The sequence below is a fragment of the Ancylobacter defluvii genome, assembly GCF_018390605.1.
GTDB classification, from domain to species: Bacteria; Pseudomonadota; Alphaproteobacteria; order Rhizobiales; family Xanthobacteraceae; genus Ancylobacter; species Ancylobacter defluvii.
The window spans coordinates 367,296-388,179 of the sequence record NZ_JAHBGD010000005.1; the positions used below are offsets into that span (position 1 = coordinate 367,296).

Annotated in this window: 22 protein-coding genes; 6 read left to right on the forward strand and 16 right to left on the reverse strand. The window is 67.6% G+C overall.

Annotated features, from left to right (window positions below):
- Positions 1-106: 106 nt before the first annotated feature.
- The 15 genes from KHC24_RS04325 to KHC24_RS04395 all read right to left on the reverse strand — a co-directional run bounded on the left by KHC24_RS04325 (position 107) and on the right by KHC24_RS04395 (position 14,592).
- Entirely contained in the window at positions 107-814 is a 708-nt protein-coding gene (locus tag KHC24_RS04325; RefSeq protein WP_213359654.1) for a type 1 glutamine amidotransferase, read from the reverse strand.
- A 265-nt stretch (positions 815-1,079) separates the two neighbouring features.
- The gene (locus KHC24_RS04330; RefSeq protein WP_213359656.1) at positions 1,080-2,519 is read right to left on the reverse strand and encodes an MmgE/PrpD family protein; all 1,440 of its coding nucleotides are present in this window, start codon (positions 2,517-2,519) and stop codon (positions 1,080-1,082) included.
- Positions 2,497-3,405 carry an aminotransferase class IV gene (locus KHC24_RS04335; protein ID WP_213359659.1) on the reverse strand — a complete coding sequence of 303 codons (909 nt, stop codon included), beginning with the start codon at positions 3,403-3,405 and terminating at the stop codon, positions 2,497-2,499. Before KHC24_RS04335 ends, KHC24_RS04330 begins: the two co-directional genes overlap by 23 nt.
- A 12-nt stretch (positions 3,406-3,417) precedes the next feature.
- On the reverse strand, positions 3,418-4,227 hold the full coding sequence (locus tag KHC24_RS04340) for an amino acid ABC transporter ATP-binding protein (protein ID WP_213359661.1): 810 nt from the start codon (positions 4,225-4,227) through the stop codon (positions 3,418-3,420).
- A 5-nt stretch (positions 4,228-4,232) separates the two neighbouring features.
- Positions 4,233-4,901: an amino acid ABC transporter permease gene (locus KHC24_RS04345; RefSeq protein ID WP_213359664.1), complete on the reverse strand. Its 669-nt coding sequence runs from the start codon at positions 4,899-4,901 to the stop codon at positions 4,233-4,235.
- 5 nt (positions 4,902-4,906) lie between these two features.
- Entirely contained in the window at positions 4,907-5,578 is a 672-nt protein-coding gene (locus KHC24_RS04350) for an amino acid ABC transporter permease (RefSeq protein WP_213359667.1), read from the reverse strand.
- 87 nt (positions 5,579-5,665) lie between these two features.
- Entirely contained in the window at positions 5,666-6,544 is an 879-nt protein-coding gene (locus tag KHC24_RS04355; protein WP_213359671.1) for a transporter substrate-binding domain-containing protein, read from the reverse strand.
- A gap of 99 nt (positions 6,545-6,643) precedes the next feature.
- A complete protein-coding gene (locus KHC24_RS04360) occupies positions 6,644-7,264 on the reverse strand; it encodes a helix-turn-helix domain-containing protein (protein WP_246546119.1) in 621 nt (206 codons plus the stop codon).
- Between the two features lie 274 nt (positions 7,265-7,538).
- A complete protein-coding gene (locus KHC24_RS04365; RefSeq protein WP_213359678.1) occupies positions 7,539-8,378 on the reverse strand; it encodes an enoyl-CoA hydratase/isomerase family protein in 840 nt (279 codons plus the stop codon).
- Positions 8,375-9,643, reverse strand: a complete 1,269-nt coding sequence (locus KHC24_RS04370; RefSeq protein ID WP_213359679.1) for a CaiB/BaiF CoA transferase family protein — start codon at positions 9,641-9,643, stop codon at positions 8,375-8,377. Before KHC24_RS04370 ends, KHC24_RS04365 begins: the two co-directional genes overlap by 4 nt.
- Positions 9,644-9,736: 93 nt before the next feature.
- Complete coding sequence (locus KHC24_RS04375; protein ID WP_213359680.1) at positions 9,737-10,474, reverse strand: GntR family transcriptional regulator; 738 nt, start codon at positions 10,472-10,474, stop codon at positions 9,737-9,739.
- 83 nt (positions 10,475-10,557) lie between these two features.
- A complete protein-coding gene (locus KHC24_RS04380) occupies positions 10,558-12,093 on the reverse strand; it encodes a tripartite tricarboxylate transporter permease (RefSeq protein ID WP_213359681.1) in 1,536 nt (511 codons plus the stop codon).
- Between the two features lie 41 nt (positions 12,094-12,134).
- The gene (locus KHC24_RS04385; RefSeq protein WP_213359682.1) at positions 12,135-12,644 is read right to left on the reverse strand and encodes a tripartite tricarboxylate transporter TctB family protein; all 510 of its coding nucleotides are present in this window, start codon (positions 12,642-12,644) and stop codon (positions 12,135-12,137) included.
- Positions 12,645-12,747: 103 nt separating this feature from the next.
- A complete protein-coding gene (locus tag KHC24_RS04390; protein ID WP_213359683.1) occupies positions 12,748-13,752 on the reverse strand; it encodes a Bug family tripartite tricarboxylate transporter substrate binding protein in 1,005 nt (334 codons plus the stop codon).
- Between the two features lie 420 nt (positions 13,753-14,172).
- Positions 14,173-14,592, reverse strand: coding sequence for an RrF2 family transcriptional regulator (locus tag KHC24_RS04395; protein ID WP_213359686.1), 420 nt, complete (start codon positions 14,590-14,592; stop codon positions 14,173-14,175).
- Positions 14,593-14,678: 86 nt separating this feature from the next.
- Here KHC24_RS04395 and KHC24_RS04400 point away from each other — a divergent pair, with 86 nt between their 5' ends.
- Complete coding sequence (locus tag KHC24_RS04400; RefSeq protein WP_213359689.1) at positions 14,679-15,086, forward strand: group III truncated hemoglobin; 408 nt, start codon at positions 14,679-14,681, stop codon at positions 15,084-15,086.
- A gap of 46 nt (positions 15,087-15,132) precedes the next feature.
- Here the strand turns inward: KHC24_RS04400 and KHC24_RS04405 are convergent, their stop codons facing one another.
- Complete coding sequence (locus KHC24_RS04405; protein ID WP_246546121.1) at positions 15,133-16,176, reverse strand: HPP family protein; 1,044 nt, start codon at positions 16,174-16,176, stop codon at positions 15,133-15,135.
- Between the two features lie 492 nt (positions 16,177-16,668).
- Between KHC24_RS04405 and KHC24_RS04410 the strand changes: the two genes are divergently transcribed.
- The 5 genes from KHC24_RS04410 to KHC24_RS04430 are packed head-to-tail and all read left to right on the forward strand — an operon-like array spanning position 16,669 to position 20,881.
- Positions 16,669-16,920 carry a DUF3302 domain-containing protein gene (locus tag KHC24_RS04410; RefSeq protein ID WP_213359692.1) on the forward strand — a complete coding sequence of 84 codons (252 nt, stop codon included), beginning with the start codon at positions 16,669-16,671 and terminating at the stop codon, positions 16,918-16,920.
- The gene (locus tag KHC24_RS04415; protein ID WP_213359694.1) at positions 16,917-17,855 is read left to right on the forward strand and encodes an HlyD family secretion protein; all 939 of its coding nucleotides are present in this window, start codon (positions 16,917-16,919) and stop codon (positions 17,853-17,855) included. Before KHC24_RS04410 ends, KHC24_RS04415 begins: the two co-directional genes overlap by 4 nt.
- Before the next feature lie 26 nt (positions 17,856-17,881).
- Positions 17,882-18,877, forward strand: coding sequence for a formylglycine-generating enzyme family protein (locus KHC24_RS04420; RefSeq protein WP_246546124.1), 996 nt, complete (start codon positions 17,882-17,884; stop codon positions 18,875-18,877).
- 8 nt (positions 18,878-18,885) lie between these two features.
- Positions 18,886-19,908, forward strand: a complete 1,023-nt coding sequence (locus KHC24_RS04425) for an HAD family hydrolase (protein WP_213359696.1) — start codon at positions 18,886-18,888, stop codon at positions 19,906-19,908.
- A gap of 1 nt (position 19,909) precedes the next feature.
- Positions 19,910-20,881 (forward strand): AAA family ATPase, encoded by a 972-nt coding sequence (locus tag KHC24_RS04430; protein WP_213359698.1) that lies wholly within the window; start codon positions 19,910-19,912, stop codon positions 20,879-20,881.
- Positions 20,882-20,884 lie beyond the last annotated feature (3 nt).

Consider the following 20,884-nt stretch of genomic DNA (forward strand, 5'->3'; position numbering starts at 1 on the left):
GCGGGCTCCCGCATCGGCGGACGACAGGGCTCCGATACGACGGAACGATGTCGGGGCGATGACGATCCGCTATCGCCGCGGCGCCGGGGGGGCGCCGGAGCGTCCCTCAGGCGGCGGCGTGGTTGCGGGCGGCACCCGCCCTGAGGGCGTCCTTCAGCAGCGGCACCAGATAGCCGAGGTCGGGCGGCTGGCGGTGCGCGGTCTCGACATGCGCCTGCAACGGCGCCGGCAGCGTCGAGCCGCGTTCGGCCAGCAGGCCGAGCACATAGTCGCTGCCGAATTCGGGATGCGGCTGCAAGGTGAGGATCGGGCCGGGATAGCGCAGGCCGGCAAAGGCGCAGCCCTCGCCGGTGGCGAACAGCTCCGCCTCCGGCGGCGGCTCCACCACCTGGTCGCGGTGCCAGGCATTGACGGAAAACGCGTTGCCCTCGACATCGCGATAGAGCTGCGGCCCGGCGATCCAGCCGGCCGCCCGCTCCACCCGACCGCCCAGGGCCTGGGCGACGATCTGGTGGCCGAAGCAGATGCCGACCAGCGGCCGGCCGGCGGCGCGGATATCGCGGATCAGCTGTTCCAGCGGCGCGATCCACGCATGGTCCTCATAGACGCCGTGGCGCGAGCCGGTGATGATCCAGGCATCGGCGGCGGTGGGCCCATCGGGGAACACGCCGTTCTCGATATCGTAGGTCGTGAAGGCGAAGGCATCGTCGGCGAGCAGCCGGCGGAAGCAGGCATCGTAATCGCCCTGCGCCGCGAGGAGCTGCTCGGGGGCGCGGCCCGGCTTCAGAATGCCGATCCTGGTCTTCTCGGTCATGGCGGGAACGTCCCTGCTGGCCATCCCGCCGGCCCCGTTCGCCGTTGGGATCGTTGGAAATCCACCTCTTCGCGCGCCGGGCAAACCGTCGCCGTCGATGCGGGGCTGCGATACCGCGTTCCATGCCGATCAGGCGACAGAATTCGTCGATGCCGTGCCGATTTTCATCCGGAACCCGCCGTGGAACGGGCGGGCCGTCGCTCTAGATTCTTGTTTCTACGCATCTTCTTCACGCGAACCGGCATCCACTTCGCTCAAAAATGCTCTAGAGCCGGGCAGCGAGGGCGGCGCCGAAATCCGGCACCGTCTCGATATGGTCGAGCAGGCCGAGCAGATCGCTCGCTCCCTCGACGCCGAGCGTGACGGCGGCGTTGGCGCGGAACTTGTCCCTCACCGCGGCGTCCGACAGCGGCAGGCGCACCCCGCCCGGCGCATCGACGGCCAGCGGCGAGCGGTGCCGGGTGCCGTCCTTCAACTGGATGTCGACGCGGCCGGCGGGGCGGCGCTGGCCGCTCATCAGCGCGCTCGCCTCCGCATCGACGGCGCCGGTGACGCGGGCGGCGAGGGCCTTGAGCTCCGGCGAGGTCCTGTTGGCGGCGTCGTACCAGTGCGGGCGCGCCAGCCGCAAGGCGAGCGCGGCCATGGTGTAGGGGAAGGAGAACTGCGCGTCGTTGATGCTGAGCGGGGCGGCATCCATGAAGTCGCGCAGCAGCGCCGCGTCGGTGTGCACGGTGATGGCTTCGATCGCCTCGGCGGGGATGGCGTGGTCGGTCAGCAGCGTCTCATAGGCGCTGAGCGTCGCGTGCATCCAGCGACAGGCGGGATAGGGCTTGATGGTGTTGAAGCCGAGCGTCCAATTTTCGCCGAGCCCGTCGGTGAGCCGCTCCGGCTCGAACTGGTCCGAGCCGAGCATCCGCCACAAGCCGGAGGGGCCGTCGAGCACCGCCTTGGCGCCGACCAGGCCGGCGTGGTGCAGCGCGACGCCGCGCACGCCGGCCTCCGCCGCCGGGGCGAGGAAATCCTTGAAGGTGATGAGCGGCCGGCGCTCCCAATTGTATTTCCGCAGGCTCGGCACATTGGCGAAGCTGCCGGCGAAGCCGAGGGCGTTCTCCATGGCGTCGGCGTCGAGGCCGATCAGCCGGCCATAGGCGATGGCGGCGCCGATGGCCTGGTGCTGGCACACGCCATAGACGAGGCGGAAGCGCTCGATGCTCGGCTGCATCGCGCGGATCAGCCGATTGTTGACCTCATAGGCCAGCGCCACTGCGGTGACGACATCGGCGCCGCTGACCCTGCGCTCGAAGCCGGCGGCAAGCGCGGCGGCGACCAGCGAGGCGCCGGGATGGCCCATGCCGCGGCCGTGCTCGTCCTCCAGCCCGTCGTCGAAATCGAGCGCGTTCATCGCCGCGGCGTTGACGAAGGCGCTGGCGACCGGGCCGAAGCTGTCGCGCTCGCCCAGCACCCGGCACGGGCCGGGGCGGGCCTCGATCCGCGTCGCGGCGAGGATGGCCTGCTGCATGTCGGTCGATGCGCCGGCGAGGCCGCAGCCGATGGCATCGAGGATGTGGACCCGCGCCTTGGCCCGCATCGCCGGCGGAATCGCCGCGCCGTCGAAACCGGCGGCGAAGCGGCTGATCGCGGCGGTGAGCCCGGCGTCGAGGCGGGTATCGGCCGAGGCGGGATCAGTTGAGGAAGGTGCGGTCATAGAGATCGGACAGGCGTTGGGTCAGCGGGCAGGGAAGGGCGGCGCCGATGCTGCGGCCATCCAGGCTCCTCACCGGGGTGATGCCGCCGAAGGTGCCGGTGACGAAGGCGCCGTCGGCATTATAGACCTCGGCGAGGGTGAAGTCGGTCTCGCGGCAGGCAATGCCTTCCTTGCCGCACAGCTCGATCACCTTGCGGCGGGTGATGCCCTTGAAGCAGGTGCGGCCGGTGGAGGTGAGCACCTCGCCGCGCTTCACGATGAAGAAATTGGTCGAGTTGCAGCTGGCCACGAAGCCGGCGGGATCGAGCATCAGCGCCTCATGCGCGCCGGCGGCGATGGCCTGTAGCAGCGGGCGGATGAAGTTCAGCCGGCTGTGCGAATTCAGATGCAGGTCGAAGCTGTCCGGTCCCGAAGTGCGGAAGCTGGAGGTGAACAGCTTGATGCCGGACTTCTTGATCTCCGGATCCGGCAGCTTGAACTCGGCGGTGATGGCGATGGTCGGCCGGCCGAGGGCGTTGCGCGGGTCCTGATGCACGGTGTGCTTCTCGCCGCGCGTCACCATCAGGCGGATATGGCCGCCATCGGTGATGGCGTTGGCGGCGCAGAGTTCTTCCAGCGCCGCCTTCATCTGCGGCTTGGTCAGGCCGATGTCGAGCGCGATGGTGTTGGCGCCCTCATAGAGGCGGTCGAGATGGTCGTCGACCAGCACCAGCCGGCCCTTGGCCATGCGGATGCCTTCCCACACGCCGTCGCCGAGGCCGAATCCGGCGTCGAAGATCGACACCAGCGCCTCGGCACGCTTCACCAGAGCGCCATTGAGCCAGATCCACAGATCGTGGTTGCGCGGATCCTCGATGGCGGTCTGCGCGCCCTTTTCCTCGGCCATTGTCACTCTCACTCAGAAATGGAAGGCGGAGAAGCGGTGCAGGAAGGCCTGCGTGCGCTCCTCGCGCGGGTTCTTCAGCACCTCGTCCGGCGTGCCCTGCTCATGGATGCGCCCCTCATGCAGGAACAGCACGCGGGTGGCGAAGTGATAGGCGAAGCCGAGCTCGTGGGTGACCAGCAGCATGGTGCGGCCCTCCCTGGAGAGGCCGAGGATGACGTCGAGCACCTCGCCGACCAGTTCCGGATCGAGCGAGGAGGTCGGCTCGTCGAACAGCAGGATCTCCGGCTCCATGGCCAGCGCGCGGGCGATGGCGACGCGCTGCTGCTGGCCGCCGGAGAGGCGCTGCGGGTACTGGTCGGCCTTCTCGGCGAGGCCGACGCGCTTGAGGTAATCCTGAGCCTTGGCGCGGGCCTCGGCCTTGGGAAGGCCCTTCACCGTCACCGGGCCTTCCATGACGTTCTCCAGCACGCTCATGTGCGGGAACAGGTTGAACTGCTGGAAGATCATGCCGACGCGGGTGCGCAGCCGCCGCAGCTCGCCGGATTTGGCGGTGAGGGCGCCGTTGCGGCCCTCGGTGCCGATCGGCGTGCCGTCGAGGGCGATGCGGCCGGCGCTCGGCGTCTCCATGAAGTTGATGCAGCGCAGGAAGGTGCTCTTGCCCGAGCCGGAGGAGCCGAGGATGGCGATGCGCTCGCCGGCGCCGACCTTCAGGTCGATGCCCTTCAGTACCTCATTGGTGCCGAAGCTCTTGCGCAGCCCCTCGACGGCGAGGACGGGTGTGGCGTCAGCCGGTAGGACGTCAGCCGGTAGGACGTTTGCCATGGCGCTCAGGCTCCCTTCGAGTTGAGGCGACGCTCAAGCGCATAGGCGGCCAGCGTTCCGGGATAGATCAGGACGAAGTAGATCACCGCGACGACGGTGAAGGTCTCCAGCGGCAGGAAGGTCTGCGTGCTCAGCATCTTCGCCTCGTACATCAGCTCCTGCACGGTGATGGTGGAGGCGATCGACGTCATTTTTGCGAGCTCGACGCCGCGATTGGTGAAGGCCGGCACCATGCGGGCCAGCGCCTGCGGCACCACCACGCGGCGCAGCAGCTGCCACTCGCTCATGCCGATGGCCCGCCCGGCTTCCCACTGCCCGGCCGGCAGCGATTGCAGCCCGGCGCGCCAGATCTCGGCGCAATAGGCCGAGGTATTGAGGAACAGCCCGAGCGCGGCGGCGGTGAAGGCGGTGGGCTGCCAGCCCGACAAGGCGGGGAGGGCGTAATAGAACCAGATCAGCTGCACCAGCACCGGGGTGTTGCGGAACAGTTCGATATAGGCGGTGGCGATCAGGTTCGGCACCCGGCGGGAGGAGCCGCGGGCGACGCCGATGAACAGCCCGCACACCAGCGCGCCGGAAAAGGCGAGCACGAACAGCAGGACGGTGAGCTTGAGGCCGCGCAGCAGCAGATCGCCGTTCGCCAGGATCTCGCCGAACTGAAAGGAATAATTCATGGCGCTCACCGTGCCGCCCGGCGGGCGAGGCGATGCTCCACCGCGCGCATGCCGAGACTGGCGAGGAACAGGACGGTGAAGAACATCACCGCGACGGTCGAGTAGATCTCCATCGGCCGGTAGGTCTGGGTCGCCAGTACCATCGCCTTGTAGACCAGCTCGCCATAGGTGAGCGTGGCGGCGAGCGAGGTGGTCTTCACCAGCTCGAAGGAGCGCTCCATCAGCGGCGGGATCATCCGGCGGAAGGCCTGCGGCAGGATGACCCGGCGCATCAGCTGCGCGTGGCCCATGCCGATGGCGCGCCCGGCTTCCCACTGGCCGCGCTCGACCGAAACGATGCCGCCGCGGAACACCTCGGCGAAGAAGGCGCCGGACTGCACCGACAGCGCCGCCGCCGCGGCGGCGAAGGGCGTGAGGCTGATGCCGGTCAGGATCGGCAGGCCGTAGAAATACCAGAAGAAATGCACCAGCGGCGGGGTGTTGCGGTAGAACTCGATGATCGCGGTGGCGGGGATCGAGAGGAAGCGCGTCGGCGCCAGCCGCCCCATCGCCAGAACCAGCCCGATGACGAGGCCGAGGCCGATCGAGAAGCCGGAAAGCTTCAGCGTGTTGACCAGACCTTCCAGCAGCACGCCGAAATTGAGCCAGACCGGTCGGAAGTCCCATACATACTGCATTCGGATCCGCCTTGCCGGGATCGGGAAACGTAAAAGCAGATCGGCGCACCGCTGTCTCGCGGCGCGCCGACCGGGGCAGGCGGGTGATCAGGACTTCCAGCGCTCGCGCATGATCGCCGGCGTCGCGGCCGGATCGATGCCGCGGAAGGCAAGGTAGTCTTCGAAGATCTTCTGGGTCTGGCCGGTGGCGTAGAAATAGGCCAGGCAGACGCCGAGCCAGTCGCGCCAGCTCTTGTCGGCGACGTTCGGCACCGCGGCGGAGGACGGCGATTCGCGCAGCGGCTGCGGCAGGATGACCTTGCCGCGCTTGAGGCGCGACTGCAGCATCACCAGCGCCGGGTGGAACAGCGAGATGCCGTCCATGCGGCCGGCGATGAAGGCGGCGCCGGTCTCGTCGGCGCTGGGGAAGCGCTCGATGGTGGCCTTGGGCAGGCGCACGGTGATGTCGCGATCGGGCGAGGTGCCGAGCACGACGCCGATGCGGAATTCCGGCTTGTTCATCTCCTCCCACGAGGTGACGCTGACCCCGTCGGCGAGCAGCACGCCCTGGGCGTACCAGAACATCGGCTGCACCGGGAAATCCACCGCCAGCGCGCGCTGCGGGGTGGCGTCCATGGTGAACATGACGTCGAACTGCCCGGCCTGAAGCGCGGCGACGGCATTGCCCCAGGTGGTCTCGACCGGCACCGGCTTGACGCCGAGCTCCTTGGCCACCGCGACGCCGAGGCCCCAGCCGAGGCCGTACCATTCGCCGCTGCGCTGGTCCTTGTAGAACCACGGCTCGCCCGGCGCGACGCCGATGCGCAGCTCGCCGCGGTCGCGAATGGCTTTCAGCGATCCGCCAGCGTCCTGCGCCAGCGCCGAACCCGGCGTGGCGACGACGGAGCTGGCGGCGAGGGCCGCGGTCGCTCCCATGAGCGAGCCGGCGGTTAGAAAGGCGCGGCGGTTGCCGAGCTGTTCAGTCATGTGAACATCCTCTGGAAATGGATGGCAAATCTATATTTGTTTGGTAGATAATTGAAAGTACGTTTCTTATAAGAATGTTTTATTCCTAATACGAAACTGTCAAGTGGACTCCGGCAGAGTTTCGGCAAAATCGAGATTTTGGTCGGCGGCGCAGACCCAGAAAATCTCGGCATCGTCGGCGCCGGCACTGAGCAGCGCGTGTCCCATGGTGCTATCGAAATAGACGCTGTCGCCCTCGTCGAGGGTAACGGGGGCGTAGAATTCGGTGAGCAGCGTCACCCGGCCCTTCAGCACCAGCACCACCTCCTCGCCGGCATGGGCGACCAGCGCGCCGAATTCGCGCGTCTCATGGGCGCGCAGCCGCGCCTTCATCGGCTGCATGCGTTTGGCGGTGAGATCCGAACACAGCATTTCCAGCGTGTAGGCACGGGTGCGGATATAATCGCCCTGGCCGACGCGGGTCAGCGAGCGCCGGCCGTGCGGCGCCTGCTTGCGGGTGGCCGAGAACAGTTCGGAAATATCGATTCCCAGCCCTTGGGCGAGGCGGATGATGTTGTCATAGGTCGGGGAGAGCAGGTTGTTCTCGATCTTCGAGATGGCGGACGGCGAGATGCCGGAGCGCGCCGCCACCTCCTTGATGGTGAGGCCGGCGCGGCTGCGCAGCCCCTTCACCCGGCCGCCCAGATCGACGCCGTCGCTCTCGCCGGTCTTCATATCCATCACGGCGCCTCCCACAGCGATCCGACCCAATGTGACGCCATCAAAGCATCGTCGCCGGAAGCGAACAATATATTCCTTTAGGAAAACTGCACCGCGTGTGCCCTGTGGCGTGCGCCGGGCGGTGGCATCGCGCTGCCGGGCTTCCCGAAGACGGGTGGAGCCGCAAAAAAAAGCCCGCGGACGGTGCCGCGGGCGTATCGCTGATCTGACGGGAGCCGAATCGCCGCGGAAGGCGCTCAGCCGCGGCGGGCGGCGCGTCGCGACGGCGCGCCGGCTATTCGCCGCGCCATGCCGGCGGGCGCTTGCCAAGAAAGGCCTCGACGCCCTCGCGGAAATCCGCCGAGCCATAGGTTTCGCGCACCAGATCGGCGTCGGCGGCGTCGGGGTCGTGGGCGAGGCGGCGCAGCATCTCCTTGGTGACGCGCAGCGTGATCGGCGCGTGCGAAACCAGGCGGGCGCACAGTTCCGCGACGCGGGCGTCGAGTTCCTCCGGCGGCACCACCGTCACATAGCCCGGCGGCAGTTCCTCGGCCTTCGGCGTCTCGGCGAGCAGCAGCATGCGCTTGACCGTGCTCACCCCCAGCGTCGCCACCAGCCGCTGCACATTGGAGGCCGACAGGCAGTTGCCCAGCGTGCGGGCGATCGGCACCCCGAAGCGGGCGCCCGGCGTCGCCAGCCGGAAATCGCAGGCATTGGCCAGCGCCATGCCGCCGCCGACCGCCCAGCCTTCCACCACCGCGACGGTGGGCACGGCAAGCGCTTCCAGCGTGCCGACATAGTGCTCGACCTTCTCCTCATAGGCGATGCCGTCGCCGCCGGAGGAGAAGGCGCGGAACTGCTCGATATCCGTGCCGGCGATGAAGGCCTTGCCGCCGGCGCCGCGCAGCACCGCGACCCGCACCTCGCGGGTGGCCGAGATGACGCGGCAGGCGTCGGCAAGCTCCTCATACATGCGCCAGGTCATGGCGTTGCGGGCCGAAGGGCGATCGAAGGTGAGGCGGGCGACCGGACCTTCGATGGCAAGGCGCACGGTGCCTTCGCTGCTTTCCGCCCGGGCGGCCTCGGATTTGACGGCCTCGGATTTGGCGGCCTCGGGTTTGGCGACGACGTTCATGACGCGAAGGCTCCGCGAGCGGTGAGATTTTCGATGGCGGCGCTGTCGAGGCCGATCTCCTTCAGCACCTCGTCGGTGTGCTGACCGAGCAGCGGCGGGTGGCGGCGCACCTGCTGCGGGGTGCCGGTGAGCTTCACCGCAAAGCCGATATTCGACACCTTGCCCTCGTTCGGATGATCGATCTCGATGCGCATCTGCCGATGGCGGCCGTGCTCGCTCTCGAACGCCTCGGGATAAGTGTACATCGTGCCGGCCGGAATGCCGACGGCGAGCAGCGCCTCCACCCACTCATCCGAGGTGCGGGTGACGAAGGTCTTCTCCAGTTCCTCGATCAGCACCTCGCGATGGGCGAGGCGGTCGGGATTGGTCTTGAAGCGCGGATCCTCGACCAGTTCGGGGCGCGCCAGCGTGTCGCACAGCAGCAGCCAGAGCTTCTGGTTGGTGGCGCCCATGACGAAATAGCCGTCCTTGGACTTCACCGCCTGATAGGGCGCGCTCATGCGGTTGGCAGTGCCGAGCGGGATCGGCTGGGTGCCGCGGCCCCAATATTCCGAGATGTCCCATACCGAGAAGGCCAGCGCCGCCTCGAACAGCGAGGCATCGATGTACTGGCCCTCGCCGGTGGCCTTGGCGCCGATATAGGCGGCGAGCACCGCATAGGTGGCGAACAGGCCGCAGCCGATATCGGCGACCGGCACGCCGGCCTTCACCGGCAGCCCGCCGGGATGGCCGGTGACGCTCATGACGCCGGACATCGCCTGCGCCATCAGGTCGAAGCCGGGCCGCCCCGCCCAGGGACCGGACTGGCCGAAGCCGGAGATGGAAGCATAGACCAGACGCGGATTATGGTGGCGAATGGTCTCGTAGTCGCATTTCAGCTTCTTCATCACCCCCGGCCGATAGTTCTCGACCAGGATGTCGGCGCTCTTGACCAGTTCGTAGAACAACTCGCGGCCGGCGTCGCTCTTGAGGTTCACCGCCACCGAGCGCTTGTTGCGGTTCATGTTGAGGAAGCCCATGCTGTCGGGCCCCTTCATCTTGAACCCCATGGCGCCACGGGTCTGGTCGCCGGTGCCCGGCGGCTCGATCTTGATGACGTCGGCGCCGAGATCGCCGAGCAGCATGCAGCTATACGGGCCGGCCATGACCTGGCTGACATCGAGCACCCGCACGCCGGCAAGGGGGAGCGGCCGCGGCGGCGCTGCATTGTCCTCCTGGCGCTGGGTGGCCGGCTTCTCCCGCGATTGGTCCAGAACATCGGTCATCGGTTTCGAGCCTTTCTGCGGGAGGAGCCCGCATAACAAATCAATAATTACAAACTGCGCGGAGCGCGGCCCCCGGAAGGGCCGGCGCCGCGCTCAACCGGTGAGCGCGGCCGTGGGCTTGCGCCCGCGCGGCCTCGGCTTGGCCGCCGCCGCTTGCGCCTCGCCGCCGGTCTGGAGACGACTTACGAAGGCGCGGGCGATGCCCACCGTGGTGCCGGTGACATGGGTCTCGAGGATGGCGGCGAGGCGCGGGGCATCGCGCGCCGCCAGCGCCTCGATCATCTGCGTGTGCTCGGCCACCGCCGCCTGCCAGTGCTCCCGGCTCTTGCGCACCACGAAACGGCAGGCGTGGATGCGGGTGAGGATCTGCTGGTAGAAGGCGGAGAGGGTGGCGTTGCCGGCGATGGTGAAGAAACCCTCGTGGATCAGCCGGTTGTGGCGCAGATACTCGACCTCGTCGTCGGCCTCGTAGCAGGCGATCATCCGCTCGTGCAGCGCGCGCATGCGCGCCACATCGGCATCGGTGGCGTTCTGGCAGGCGAGCAGGCCGGCCAGTCGCTCCAGCGAGGCCATGATCGGGAACAACTCCTCGATCTGCTCCTCGGTGATGCGGGCGACGATGGCGCCGCGATGCGGCAGGATCTGCAGCACTCCTTCCGCCGCCAGCACCTTCAGCGCCTCGCGAATCGGCGTGCGCGACACGCCGAAGCGCTCGCACAGCTCCTCCTCCGGCACTTTCTCGCCCGGCCGCAGCTCGCCTTGCAGGATCATCTCGCGCAAGGGCGCGACGAGGGATTCGTGGAGAGAATGACGGACGATGGGCGAGGACATGCGGTCTGTTCCTGACGGCTTCTGCGAGCCTGTGCGTTTCCCGGTGGCAGGATAGGCGGGAACCGCCTGTGTCGGAAAGTCGATCACGCCGACCTCCCTTCCGGCGCCGGGGCGGCGCCGTCCTTGGGCGTGGCCGCGCGGCCCTTGAGCAGCAGCGAGATCGCCGGCAGGCACAGCAGCAGCAGGCCGAGGCCCATCATGGTCGCGACGAGGCCGTTGGAGAAGAAGATCGCCGGCGAACCGTCCGAGGTCAGCATGGCCTGGCGGAAGGCATCCTCCGCCTTGTCGCCCAGCACCATGGCGAGCACGAAGGGCGCCAGAGGGTAGTCGAGCTTCTTGAACACGTAGCCGACGATGCCGAAGCCCAGCGCCAGCCAGACATCGAACATGTGGTTGGCCACGGTATAGGCGCCGATGACGCAGACGACGGTGATCAGCGGCCCGACGACGGTGAAGGGCGCCCGCAGGATGAAGGCGAACAGCGGCACGGTGGCCAGAACCAGCACGACGGCGATGAGGTTGCCCATATACATCGAGGCGATCAGGCCCCAGACGAAATCCGGCCGTGTCGAGAACAGCATCGGGCCGGGCGACAGGCCCCAGATCATCAGCCCGCCCATCATCACCGCGGCGGTGGCGGAGCCGGGAATGCCGAGCGCCAGCATGGGCAGCAGCGCGCACGAGCCGGCGGAATGGTCGGCGGTCTCCGGGGCGACGATGCCTTCCGGCTCGCCTTTGCCGAAGAAGCGGCCGCGGCGGGAGAAGCGGCGCCCCAGCGCGTAGCTCATGAAGGACGCGGCGGTGGGGCCGCCGGGGGTGATGCCCATCCAGCAGCCGATGAGGGCGCTGCGGATCAGCGTCGCCCAGTAGCGCGGCATTTCCGCGACGGTGCGCGCGATGACGCGAATGTCCAGCTTGGCCTTCACGCCCTCGAACTTCAGCCCCTCTTCCATGGTGAGCAGCAGCTCACCGAGGCCGAACAGGCCGATGACTGCGATGAGGAAGGAGATGCCGCCGATCAGCTCGTCGAACTCGAAGGTGAGGCGCGACTCGCCGGAGATGGTGTCGATGCCGACGGTGGCGGCGGCGAAGCCGAGCATCATCGACACCAGCGTCTTGAACGGCGAGCCGCCGGACATGCCGATGAAGCTGGCGAAGGCCATGAAATAGACGGCGAAATATTCCGCCGCGCCGAAGCGCAGCGCGAAGTTGGCCACCCAGCCCGACAGCAGGGTGATCACCAGCACGCCGGTGAGCGCGCCGATGCCGGCGGAGGTGAAGGCGAGGGTGAGCGCCCGCGCCGCCTGCCCCTGTTTCGCCAGCGGGTAGCCGTCGAAGGTGGTGGCGACGGAGGAGGGCTCGCCGGGAATGTTGAACAGGATGGAGGTGGTCGATCCGCCGAACAGCGCGCCCCAATACATCGAGGTGAGCAGGATGATGGCGGAAATCGGATCCATGGTGAAGGTGAGCGGCAGCAGCAGCGACACGCCATTGGGGGCGCCGAGGCCCGGAAGGACGCCGACCACCAGTCCGAGAAGCACGCCCACCACCATGATCATCAGGTGATGGGCGGTGAGCGCGACGGCGAAGCCGTCCATCAATTGCCCGAAATTGCCCATGGCGCGTCCCTCGATGTTTTTTGCAGCGGTGTTTTTGTTGGTCAGTAGATGCCGAAGGCTTCGAGGATCGGTCCCTTGAGCAGCGGGACCATGAACAGCTTCTCGAAGATGACGAAGTTCACCGCCACCACCGCCAGCGCCGCCAGCGCCGCGGTGAGGGTGCGGAAACCGGCGGCGATGCGCAGGGCGTAGAAGATGTAGAGCGCCATGCCGACATAGAGGCCGAGCCAGGCCGAGACGGCGACCATGGCGACGATCGGCAGGAAGAAGGCGAGGATGGTGCGCAGCCGCTCGCCATCGAGGAAGCTGTCGGCTCCGGCGTCCGCTCCCGGCCTGTCATGCCCGGCGGCGCGGCGGCGCCAGGCCTGCACGATGGTGCCGGCGCTGCCGAGGATGATCAGGCCGCCGACATAGAAGGGGAAATAGCCGGGCTCCGGCCCGGAATCGCCCCAGGCGATGCCGTTCAGCGTGGCGCCGTAGCAGACCACCGCGCCGACGGCGGCGGTGGCGCAGGCGGCGGCGATGTCCATGGTGCTGCGCGAGATATCCATATGCCTCACTCCGACGCGGCGGGAAGGAAAGGCGGACGACGGCGGCCGCCGTCCGCAAGGAACGCCATGGGGGCCGTCTTCACGACGGCGCCCCGGCGGGCGCTCACTGCTCGGCGCGCAGCCAGCCGTTGCGCTTGTAGATCTCGGCGTAGCTCGCCTCGTGCTTCTTGATGAAGTCCTTGAAGGCGTCGCCGGTCAGCAGGCGCGGGATCTGGGCGCCGCGCTGCTGATAGGCCTTGAACTCCGGCGCGGCGGCCGCCTTGGTGAACAGGTCGGTGTAATAGGCCAGCGCTTCCGGCGGCAGGTCCGCCGCCGCCCAGATGGTGCGCGGCTGGGCGAAGCTGTCGACCGCGATGCCGGCTTCCTTGCAGGTCGGGATGTCGTGCCAGGACAGGCCATCGGCAATCACGGTGGTGTCGGCGAGGCGCTCGTTCTCGAAGACGCAGAGCGGCTTCTGCACGCCGGCCTTCCACTGCTCGACGCTCTCGCTCGGATTGTTGACATTGGCGGTAATGTGCCCGCCGGCGACCTGGATCGCCGCCTCGCTGCCGCTCTTATAGGGGATGTAGGTGAGGTCGACGCCGGTGGCATGCTCGATGAGCGTCATCAGCGTCTCGTCGGCCTCCTTCGCCTTGGCGCCGCCGAGCTTGAGCTGGCCGGGGGCTTCCTTCGCCTTGGCGATGAAGCCCTTCACGTCCTCGATGCCGGAGGTCTTGGGGTTCACCCACAGCATGAAGGGATCGAACACCATCGCCGCAATGGGGGTGAGGTCCTTCAGGCTGTAGGAGAGCTTGTTGGCCAGCGGCAGCACATAGGCGTCCTGGGTGCCGAAATACAGCTTGTAGGGATCGCCCTTGTTCGACTTCGCATAGATGAAGGTTTCGGCGCCCGAGCCGCCGGCCTTGTTGCTGACGATGATCGGCGTGGTCAGCAATTCGTTCTTGCTGAGCGCGGATTGCACGACACGGGCGAAGGTGTCGGTGCCGCCGCCGGGACCGGCCGCCGCCACGAACTCCACCGGACGGTTCGGCTTCCATTCGGCGAGCGCCACGCTCGGCACAGCAAGGCCGAGGCAGAGAGCAAGCGCAGTAAGGGCATGTTTCGGCATCGTTTTCCTCTTCCCATGGGGTTTTTGCGCGGATCGTAGCGTCCGCAGGTTATTGAGGTGACGTTATCGCATCACTCATCTCATATCAATAATTACAGATTATGTTTTTGGCGGCGGCGTGATTGGGGCGTCAGGGGATGCGTCATCTGCGGCCCGGATGAGGAGAGACAAGGCTTTCATGGTGGCCCGCACGCCGGCCTGTCTCGGCAGCGCCGCCGATCGGCTGTTGTGCAGGCTTGCGCAGGTGGCAGTAGGGGAGATGCGCCGGTCGCTCGGCGCCTCTGCCGGGCGAGGGGCTTCCGGAGTAGCGCCTGCCATCCGCGTTGCTGACCGTGTCAGAGGTCGCCGCGCCCGAAGGGGCCGGGTCGCCGAAGCGCTCGGGCCGGCTCGCTCCACCGGCGGCCGGCACCGGCACGGTGCTCACGACGCCTTCAAAAGATGCCGGAAGTCGCCGCGCTTGCTCAACACATCGGCCAGCGAATAGCGATCGAGAGTCGCGAGGAAGGCCTGCAGGGCCTCGTCGAGCACACAGGTCAGGCCGCAGGCCGGCGCGATGATGCAGTTGCCGCAGCCGACCAGGTCGAAATCGTCCTCGGTATGTCGTATCAGCGCGCCGACATTGATGTCGCCGGCCGGCCGCGCCAGCCGGACGCCGCCGGAACGGCCGCGCACGCTCTGCAGATAGCCGGCATTCACCAGATCATTGACCACCTTCATCAGGTGATTCTGCGAAATGGCGTAGGCGCGGGCGATCTCGGCGATCGAGCACAGCCGGTCCGGGTGCGAGCCGAGATACAGCAGCACCCGCATCGCGTAATCGGTGTAGCGCGTCAGGCGCATGTCGGCTCCGCGTGAAAACGATGTATCATGTTTGCATGTTTTCCTGCCGGCATATAGATGGGCGCCGGTGAAGCATGAGGCGGGTCATGGCGGTTTTGCGGTTGGACGAGCCGGGGCTGAAGGCGCTTGTCGAGGCATTCTACGCGCGGGTCCGGGCGGATGCCGAACTCGGGCCGGTGTTCGCCGACGCGGTGTCGGACTGGCCGGCGCATCTCGAGACGCTGGCGGCCTTCTGGTCCTCGGTGATGCTGACCAGCGGCCGCTACAAGGGCCGGCCGGTGCCGGCGCATTTCAAGCATCGCCACCGCATCTCTCCCGCGCTGTTCGGGCGCTGGCTCGCCTTGTGGGGCCAGACCGCCGACGAACTCATGGAGCCGGCGGTGGCGCAGGCCCTGAAACTCCGGGCTTTGCGCATCGCCCACAGCCTGCAATCGGTGCTGTTCGCGCCGCAGGGCGCCGGCGGCCCCTCTCTGCCGCTGCCCGCCGCGAACTGACGGCGCGGCCCCGCCGCGCCAGGCTCCGCGCGGCGCCGCGGCGGGCCTAGCCGAGGCCACGCGTCAGCACGTGGAGCCAGTCCGCCTCCGTGACCACCCCCACCGGTCGACGGGCCGCATCGATGACGAACACCGCGTGCACCCGGTCGCGGGCATAGCGCTCCAAGAGGTCGATCGCCGGCGACGCGGGGGCCGCCGCCGCGGCCGGGGTCATCGCATCCCGCACCTGTCCGGCCGGATGCACGAGTTCGCGCAGGCCGACAGAACCGACGAGGCGTCCCTCGGCATCGACCACCGCCAGCCGGCGGATGTCGCGCTTGACCAGCAGCGCACGGGCCTGCTCGGGCGAGGCGTCTTCCGGCACGCTGATGACGTTCTTCACCATCAGATCGGCACAGCTCAGCTGATGGTAGGAGCGGGCGACAGCCCGCTTTTCGATATGGCGCACCAGCTCCTCGAGATCTTCGGCGCCGATGTCGTAGGCCTCGCCGACCTCAGCCAGCGTTGCCGCGATGTCGGCCTTGCTGATGGTCCAGGGCAGGTCCCGCGCGCGGGCCGGCTGCGGCGGCGCGGCGACATGCGGGTAGCTGTGGCCGGACAGCCGATGATAGAGCCACGCGCTCGCCACCAGCACGACGGCATTCAGTCCGACCGGCACGAAGGGAAACAGCAGGCTCGACGACCCGCCGATGAACAGACCGACCAATGCGGCGGCGCCGCCGGGTGGGTGCAGGCATCGCAGCAGCGACATGGCGCCGATGGCCAGCGCCACCGCCAGCCCGGCCGAGAGCGCGGTGAGCGGCATGAAATGGCCGATGGCGACGCCGATGGCGGCGGAGATCACATTGCCACCGATGGCCGGCCAGGGCTGCGCCATCGGGCTTGCCGGCACGGCGAACAGCAGCACCGCCGACGCGCCCATCGGTGGAACGATCCATACCAGATGATTGAGATCCGCCGCGGCGAGGCCGCCGATCACCGCCGACAGGCCAATCCCCATCAGGGCGCCGAAACAGGCCAGGGCTCGATCCCGCAGCGTGGCACCGGCGAGGATCGGTCGAAACAGTCGCAAGCGTGCAAAGGCTGACAAGGCCCACTCCAAATGCACCGCGCCGAAAGGGGGCTACGGACCCACTCCAGCGGGGATGGACGGAAGCGCCGCCGGACGATGGTCATTTATGCGTCACGGTGCGCCTGTTTTTTAAACATGCAGAAACTATGCATGAATAAGGCGGGAGTCCAGCCGGGCGGACGGCGATAGGCCCGAGGCGCGTCGGTCCGCGACATCCGGACCGGCCGGTCGGCGATGGCGTCGGGCAGGTGTAGAAAGGGCCGAGATGGCTTTCCCTATATCTCATGCAAGACGCGCGGCGCTTTCGGCACCCTAATCCTTCGCCTTTGAAACTAAAATCCATACACATCCTGCGCCGGTGGAAAATTATCCATACGCGGCAAACGATGCTTGCCGGTGCCGCCGCTTCGATGTTCTTTACCCACTCGATGTACTAAAATGCGGCAGGCGCTTTGCTCCTGCTCACCTCGCCGTCGACACTGGCGACAGACTCGAAGGTGACGTAACGACATGGCCACCATCGATATTTTCGCCATCGTGGTTCTCGTCGTCGCCGTGGCGTCGCTGGTGGCCGTCCTCGTCATTCTCGGCATGGCGCCCGGCTATGTGGCGCGGCGGCGCGGCCATCCCTGGGCTCAGGCGGTCGCGGTCGCCGGCTGGGTAACGCTGGTCTTCGGCTTCGTGCTGTGGCCACTCGCCTTTATCTGGGCCTATGTCGACGTGCCCGGCCGGCCGGCCGGCAAGCGGGAGGCGAACCCGTGATCGTCTTCCTTCTCAACGGCTACATCGCGATTCTGTTGGCGCTGATCTGGCTGAAGATCGTCCCCGCCAACCTGTTCTGGAAAATCTCGCCGCTGCTGGTGCTGCTGTTGCTGCTGGTCGGGCTGTTCATCCCCATGGGCTGGGGGGCGCCCGCCGGCGCGGCGTTGGTCGCCCGCCAATCCGTGCGGATCGTGCCGGACGTGGCGGGCGAGGTGATCGACGTTCCCGTGCAGCCGAACACGCCGCTGAAAGCCGGCGACGTGCTGTTTCGCATCGATCCGGTTCCCTATGAGGCGCAGCTCCGCGCGCTCGAGGCGCAGTTGGAATTGGCCAGGACCCGCCTCGGCCAGATGACCGAGCTCGCGCAGAAGCAGGCGTCGCCGGAGTTCAACGTGGAGCAGCGCCGCTCCGAGGTCGACCAGTTGCAGGCCCAGGTCGATGGCGCGGCGTGGAACCTGGACAAGACCACCGTGCGGGCTCCCGCCGACGGCTATGTGACCAATCTCGCGCTGCGCAAGGGCGCGCGGGTGTCCAACCTCTCGTTCGCGCCGGCGATGGCGTTCATCGACACCTCGGAGACGCTCATCGTCGTCGAGGTGCCGCAGATCTACGCTCGCTACATCGAGCCCGGCCAGAAGGCCGAACTGAGCTTCAAATTCCTCCCCGGACAGGTGTTCACCGGCCGGGTGGAGACGGTGCTTCAGGCGATCGCCAGCGGGCAGGCGGCGCCGTCCGGCAGCGCGCTGGAGCCGAAGGCGATCGAGGCGGCACCGTTCGCGGTGCGGGTGACGCTGGACGATGCCTCGCTCGCCGAGCGCCTGCCTGCCGGCAGCGTCGGATCGGCGGCGATCTATACCGAACACGTGAAGGTGAGCCACGTTATCCGCCAGGTGGTGCTGCGGCAGCAGGCCATCCTGAACTATGTTCTGCCGTGAACCCGCGCGCATGTGACGAGGGAGCCATGAGTCGAGAACACCGCCAACGCTTCCGACAGACGCCGCCGCGTGCCGACGAGATGGCGTGGATCGAGGGCGGCACCTTCCGCATGGGCTCGGACAGCCATTATCCCGAGGAACGCCCGGCCCATCGCGTCAGCGTCGCCGGCTTCTTCATCGACGTGACGCCGGTGAACAATGCGCAGTTCCGGGCCTTCGTCGAGGCGACCGGCCATGTCACGGTGGCGGAGATCGCGCCCGACCCCAAGGACTATCCCGGCGCGCGGCCGGAGATGCTGAAGGCCGGTTCCTTGGTGTTCACGCCGCCGGATCATCCCGTCGATCTGCGCGACTGGCGGCAGTGGTGGGATTTCCGCTTTCGTGCCAGCTGGCGCAAGCCCTATGGGCCGGGCAGTTCCCTCAAGGGGCTGGACGAGCATCCGGTGGTGCACATCGCCTATGCGGATGCGCTGGCCTATGCGCGCTGGGCCGGCAAGGAACTGCCGACCGAGGCGGAATGGGAGTTCGCCGCCCGCGGCGGCCTCGACGGAGCGGAATATGCCTGGGGTGAGGAGTTCGCTCCCGACGGCCGGCAGATGGCCAATACCTGGCAGGGCGAGTTCCCGTTCCAGAATCTCGCCCTCGACGGCTATGAGCGCACCTCGCCGGTGAAGTCCTACCCGCCCAACGGCTACGGCCTGCACGACATGATCGGCAATGTCTGGGAGTGGACCGCCGACTTCTGGTCGACCCGGCATCCGGAGGAAGCACTCAGCCCCTGCTGCGTGCCGCAGAACCCGCGCGGCGGCCCGGAGGAGGCGAGCTTCGATCCGGGGCAGCCGACGATCCGCATCCCGCGCAAAGTGGTCAAGGGCGGTTCGCATCTGTGCGCGCCCAGCTATTGCCGGCGCTACCGGCCGGCCGCGCGACATGCCGAGCCGGTCGACAGTTCGATGAGCCATATCGGCTTTCGCTGCGTGCGGCGGCCCAAGGCTAGCGACATACCGGGAGATGTATCGTGAGGCGGTTCATGAAGACGGGCGTGCGGCCCAGCCGGCGGAGCGTTCTCGCATCGGCGCTGCTGGCCTTCGCAGTGTTTTCCGCTCCGGCGGGGCTCGTCGCCCAGACCGCCGATCCGCTGCCCTCGTGGAACGCGGGACCGGCCAAGCAGTCGATCCGCGCCTTCGTCGAGCGGGTCACCCAGCAGGGGGGCGCCGATTTCGTGCCCGTCGCCGAGCGCATCGCCGTGTTCGACAATGACGGCACGCTGTGGTCGGAGCAGCCGGTCTATTTCCAGTTCATGTTCGCGCTCGACCGGCTAAAGGATCTGGTGAAGGCGAATCCGGCGCTGGCCGGGCAGGAGCCCTACAAATCCGCGCTGTCCGGCGACCCCAAGGCGCTGGCGGCGCTCGGCGAGAAGGGACTGCTGCAGATCGTGGCGCTCACCCATGCCGGCCTCACCGTCTCGGATTTCCGCGCCCTCGTGCTCGACTGGATCAAGACGGCGCGGCACCCGCGCTTCGACCGGCCCTACACCGAGCTGGTGTTCCAGCCGATGCTGGAACTGCTGGCCTATCTGCGGGCGAATGGTTTCAAGACTTTCATCGTCTCCGGCGGCGGCGTGGAGTTCATGCGGCCTTGGGCCGAGGGGGTGTACGGCATCCCGCCCGAGCAGGTGGTCGGCTCCTCCGGCAAGACCGAATTCGTGCTCGACGGCGACACCCCGGTGATGCGCAAGCTGCCGGAGGTCGAGTTCATCGATGACGGCCCCGGCAAGCCGGTCGGCATCAACCGCTTCATCGGCCGGCGCCCGGTGTTCGCCGCCGGCAATTCCGATGGCGATCAGCAGATGCTGCAATGGACGACGTTGAACGCCGGGCCGCGCTTCGGCCTGATCGTCCACCACACCGACGCGGTGCGCGAATGGGCCTATGACCGGACCTCACATATCGGCAAGCTCGACAAGGCGCTCGACGAGGCGCCGGCGCGCGGCTGGCTCGTCGTCGATATGAAGACCGACTGGAACATCATTTACCCCTTCGAGAAGAAGTGACATGTCGGCGCGCGACCCCATCCTTGAGATCCAATCCCGTGTGAACCGCTCCGTCATCGGCCAGGAGCGGGTGGTCGAACGCCTGGTCATCGCCTTGCTCGCCAATGGCAATGTGCTGCTGGAAGGCTTGCCGGGCCTCGCCAAGACCCGCGCCATCAAGAGCCTCTCGCAGGCGCTGGAGAGCGAATTCAGCCGCATCCAGTTCACCCCCGACCTGCTGCCCTCCGACGTCACCGGCGGCGAGATCTACCGCACCGATGCCGCCGGCTCGGGCAGCTTCGAGTTCCGCAAGGGGCCGATCTTCGGCAATCTGGTGCTGGCGGACGAGATCAACCGCGCTCCGGCCAAGGTGCAGTCGGCGCTGCTGGAGGCGATGGAGGAGCGGCAGGTCACCGTCTCCGGCACCCGCTATCCGCTGCCGGAGCTGTTCATGGTGCTGGCGACGCAGAACCCCATCGAGCAGGAGGGAACCTATCCGCTGCCCGAGGCGCAGATGGACCGTTTCCTCATGCATGTGCGCATCGACTATCCGAGCGATGCCGACGAGGCCAAGGTGCTGCGGCTGGTGCGCGCCGAACAGGCCGGTACCGCCGAGGCGCCGCCGCCAAAGGTGGTGCAGAGCGCGATCTTCGATGCCCGCAAAGAGATCGACGCGGTGAAGATGGTCGAGGCGGTTGAGAGCTACATGGTGGCGCTGGTCGCCGCCACCCGCCGGCCCGCCGAGTTCGGCGACCAGCTGAAGGCGTGGATCGGCATCGGCGCCAGCCCGCGCGGCACGCTGGCGCTCGACCGCGCCTCGCGCGCCTTCGCCTGGCTGCAGGGGCGCGATTATGTGACGCCCGAGGATGTGCAGAACGTCGCGCATGACTGCCTGCGCCACCGCGTCTCGCTCACCTATGAAGCGAGCGCCGACGGCAAGCGCGCCGATGACGTGATCGACGAACTGATCCGCCAGGTCGCGGTGGCAGTGTAGGGG

Excerpts from the sequence above, each read along its gene's own strand:
- KHC24_RS04325 (WP_213359654.1), bottom strand. The coding sequence starts at position 814 with ATGACCGAGAAGACCAGGATCGGCATTCTGAAGCCGGGCCGCGCCCCC.
- KHC24_RS04330 (WP_213359656.1), bottom strand. The coding sequence starts at position 2,519 with ATGACCGCACCTTCCTCAACTGATCCCGCCTCGGCCGATACCCGCCTC.
- KHC24_RS04335 (WP_213359659.1), bottom strand. The coding sequence starts at position 3,405 with ATGGCCGAGGAAAAGGGCGCGCAGACCGCCATCGAGGATCCGCGCAAC.
- KHC24_RS04340 (WP_213359661.1), bottom strand. The coding sequence starts at position 4,227 with ATGGCAAACGTCCTACCGGCTGACGTCCTACCGGCTGACGCCACACCC.
- KHC24_RS04345 (WP_213359664.1), bottom strand. The coding sequence starts at position 4,901 with ATGAATTATTCCTTTCAGTTCGGCGAGATCCTGGCGAACGGCGATCTG.
- KHC24_RS04350 (WP_213359667.1), bottom strand. The coding sequence starts at position 5,578 with ATGCAGTATGTATGGGACTTCCGACCGGTCTGGCTCAATTTCGGCGTG.
- KHC24_RS04355 (WP_213359671.1), bottom strand. The coding sequence starts at position 6,544 with ATGACTGAACAGCTCGGCAACCGCCGCGCCTTTCTAACCGCCGGCTCG.
- KHC24_RS04360 (WP_246546119.1), bottom strand. The coding sequence starts at position 7,264 with ATGGATATGAAGACCGGCGAGAGCGACGGCGTCGATCTGGGCGGCCGG.
- KHC24_RS04365 (WP_213359678.1), bottom strand. The coding sequence starts at position 8,378 with ATGAACGTCGTCGCCAAACCCGAGGCCGCCAAATCCGAGGCCGTCAAA.
- KHC24_RS04370 (WP_213359679.1), bottom strand. The coding sequence starts at position 9,643 with ATGACCGATGTTCTGGACCAATCGCGGGAGAAGCCGGCCACCCAGCGC.
- KHC24_RS04375 (WP_213359680.1), bottom strand. The coding sequence starts at position 10,474 with ATGTCCTCGCCCATCGTCCGTCATTCTCTCCACGAATCCCTCGTCGCG.
- KHC24_RS04380 (WP_213359681.1), bottom strand. The coding sequence starts at position 12,093 with ATGGGCAATTTCGGGCAATTGATGGACGGCTTCGCCGTCGCGCTCACC.
- KHC24_RS04385 (WP_213359682.1), bottom strand. The coding sequence starts at position 12,644 with ATGGATATCTCGCGCAGCACCATGGACATCGCCGCCGCCTGCGCCACC.
- KHC24_RS04390 (WP_213359683.1), bottom strand. The coding sequence starts at position 13,752 with ATGCCGAAACATGCCCTTACTGCGCTTGCTCTCTGCCTCGGCCTTGCT.
- KHC24_RS04395 (WP_213359686.1), bottom strand. The coding sequence starts at position 14,592 with ATGCGCCTGACGCGCTACACCGATTACGCGATGCGGGTGCTGCTGTAT.
- KHC24_RS04400 (WP_213359689.1), top strand. The coding sequence starts at position 14,679 with ATGGCGGTTTTGCGGTTGGACGAGCCGGGGCTGAAGGCGCTTGTCGAG.
- KHC24_RS04410 (WP_213359692.1), top strand. The coding sequence starts at position 16,669 with ATGGCCACCATCGATATTTTCGCCATCGTGGTTCTCGTCGTCGCCGTG.
- KHC24_RS04420 (WP_246546124.1), top strand. The coding sequence starts at position 17,882 with ATGAGTCGAGAACACCGCCAACGCTTCCGACAGACGCCGCCGCGTGCC.
- KHC24_RS04425 (WP_213359696.1), top strand. The coding sequence starts at position 18,886 with ATGAAGACGGGCGTGCGGCCCAGCCGGCGGAGCGTTCTCGCATCGGCG.
- KHC24_RS04430 (WP_213359698.1), top strand. The coding sequence starts at position 19,910 with ATGTCGGCGCGCGACCCCATCCTTGAGATCCAATCCCGTGTGAACCGC.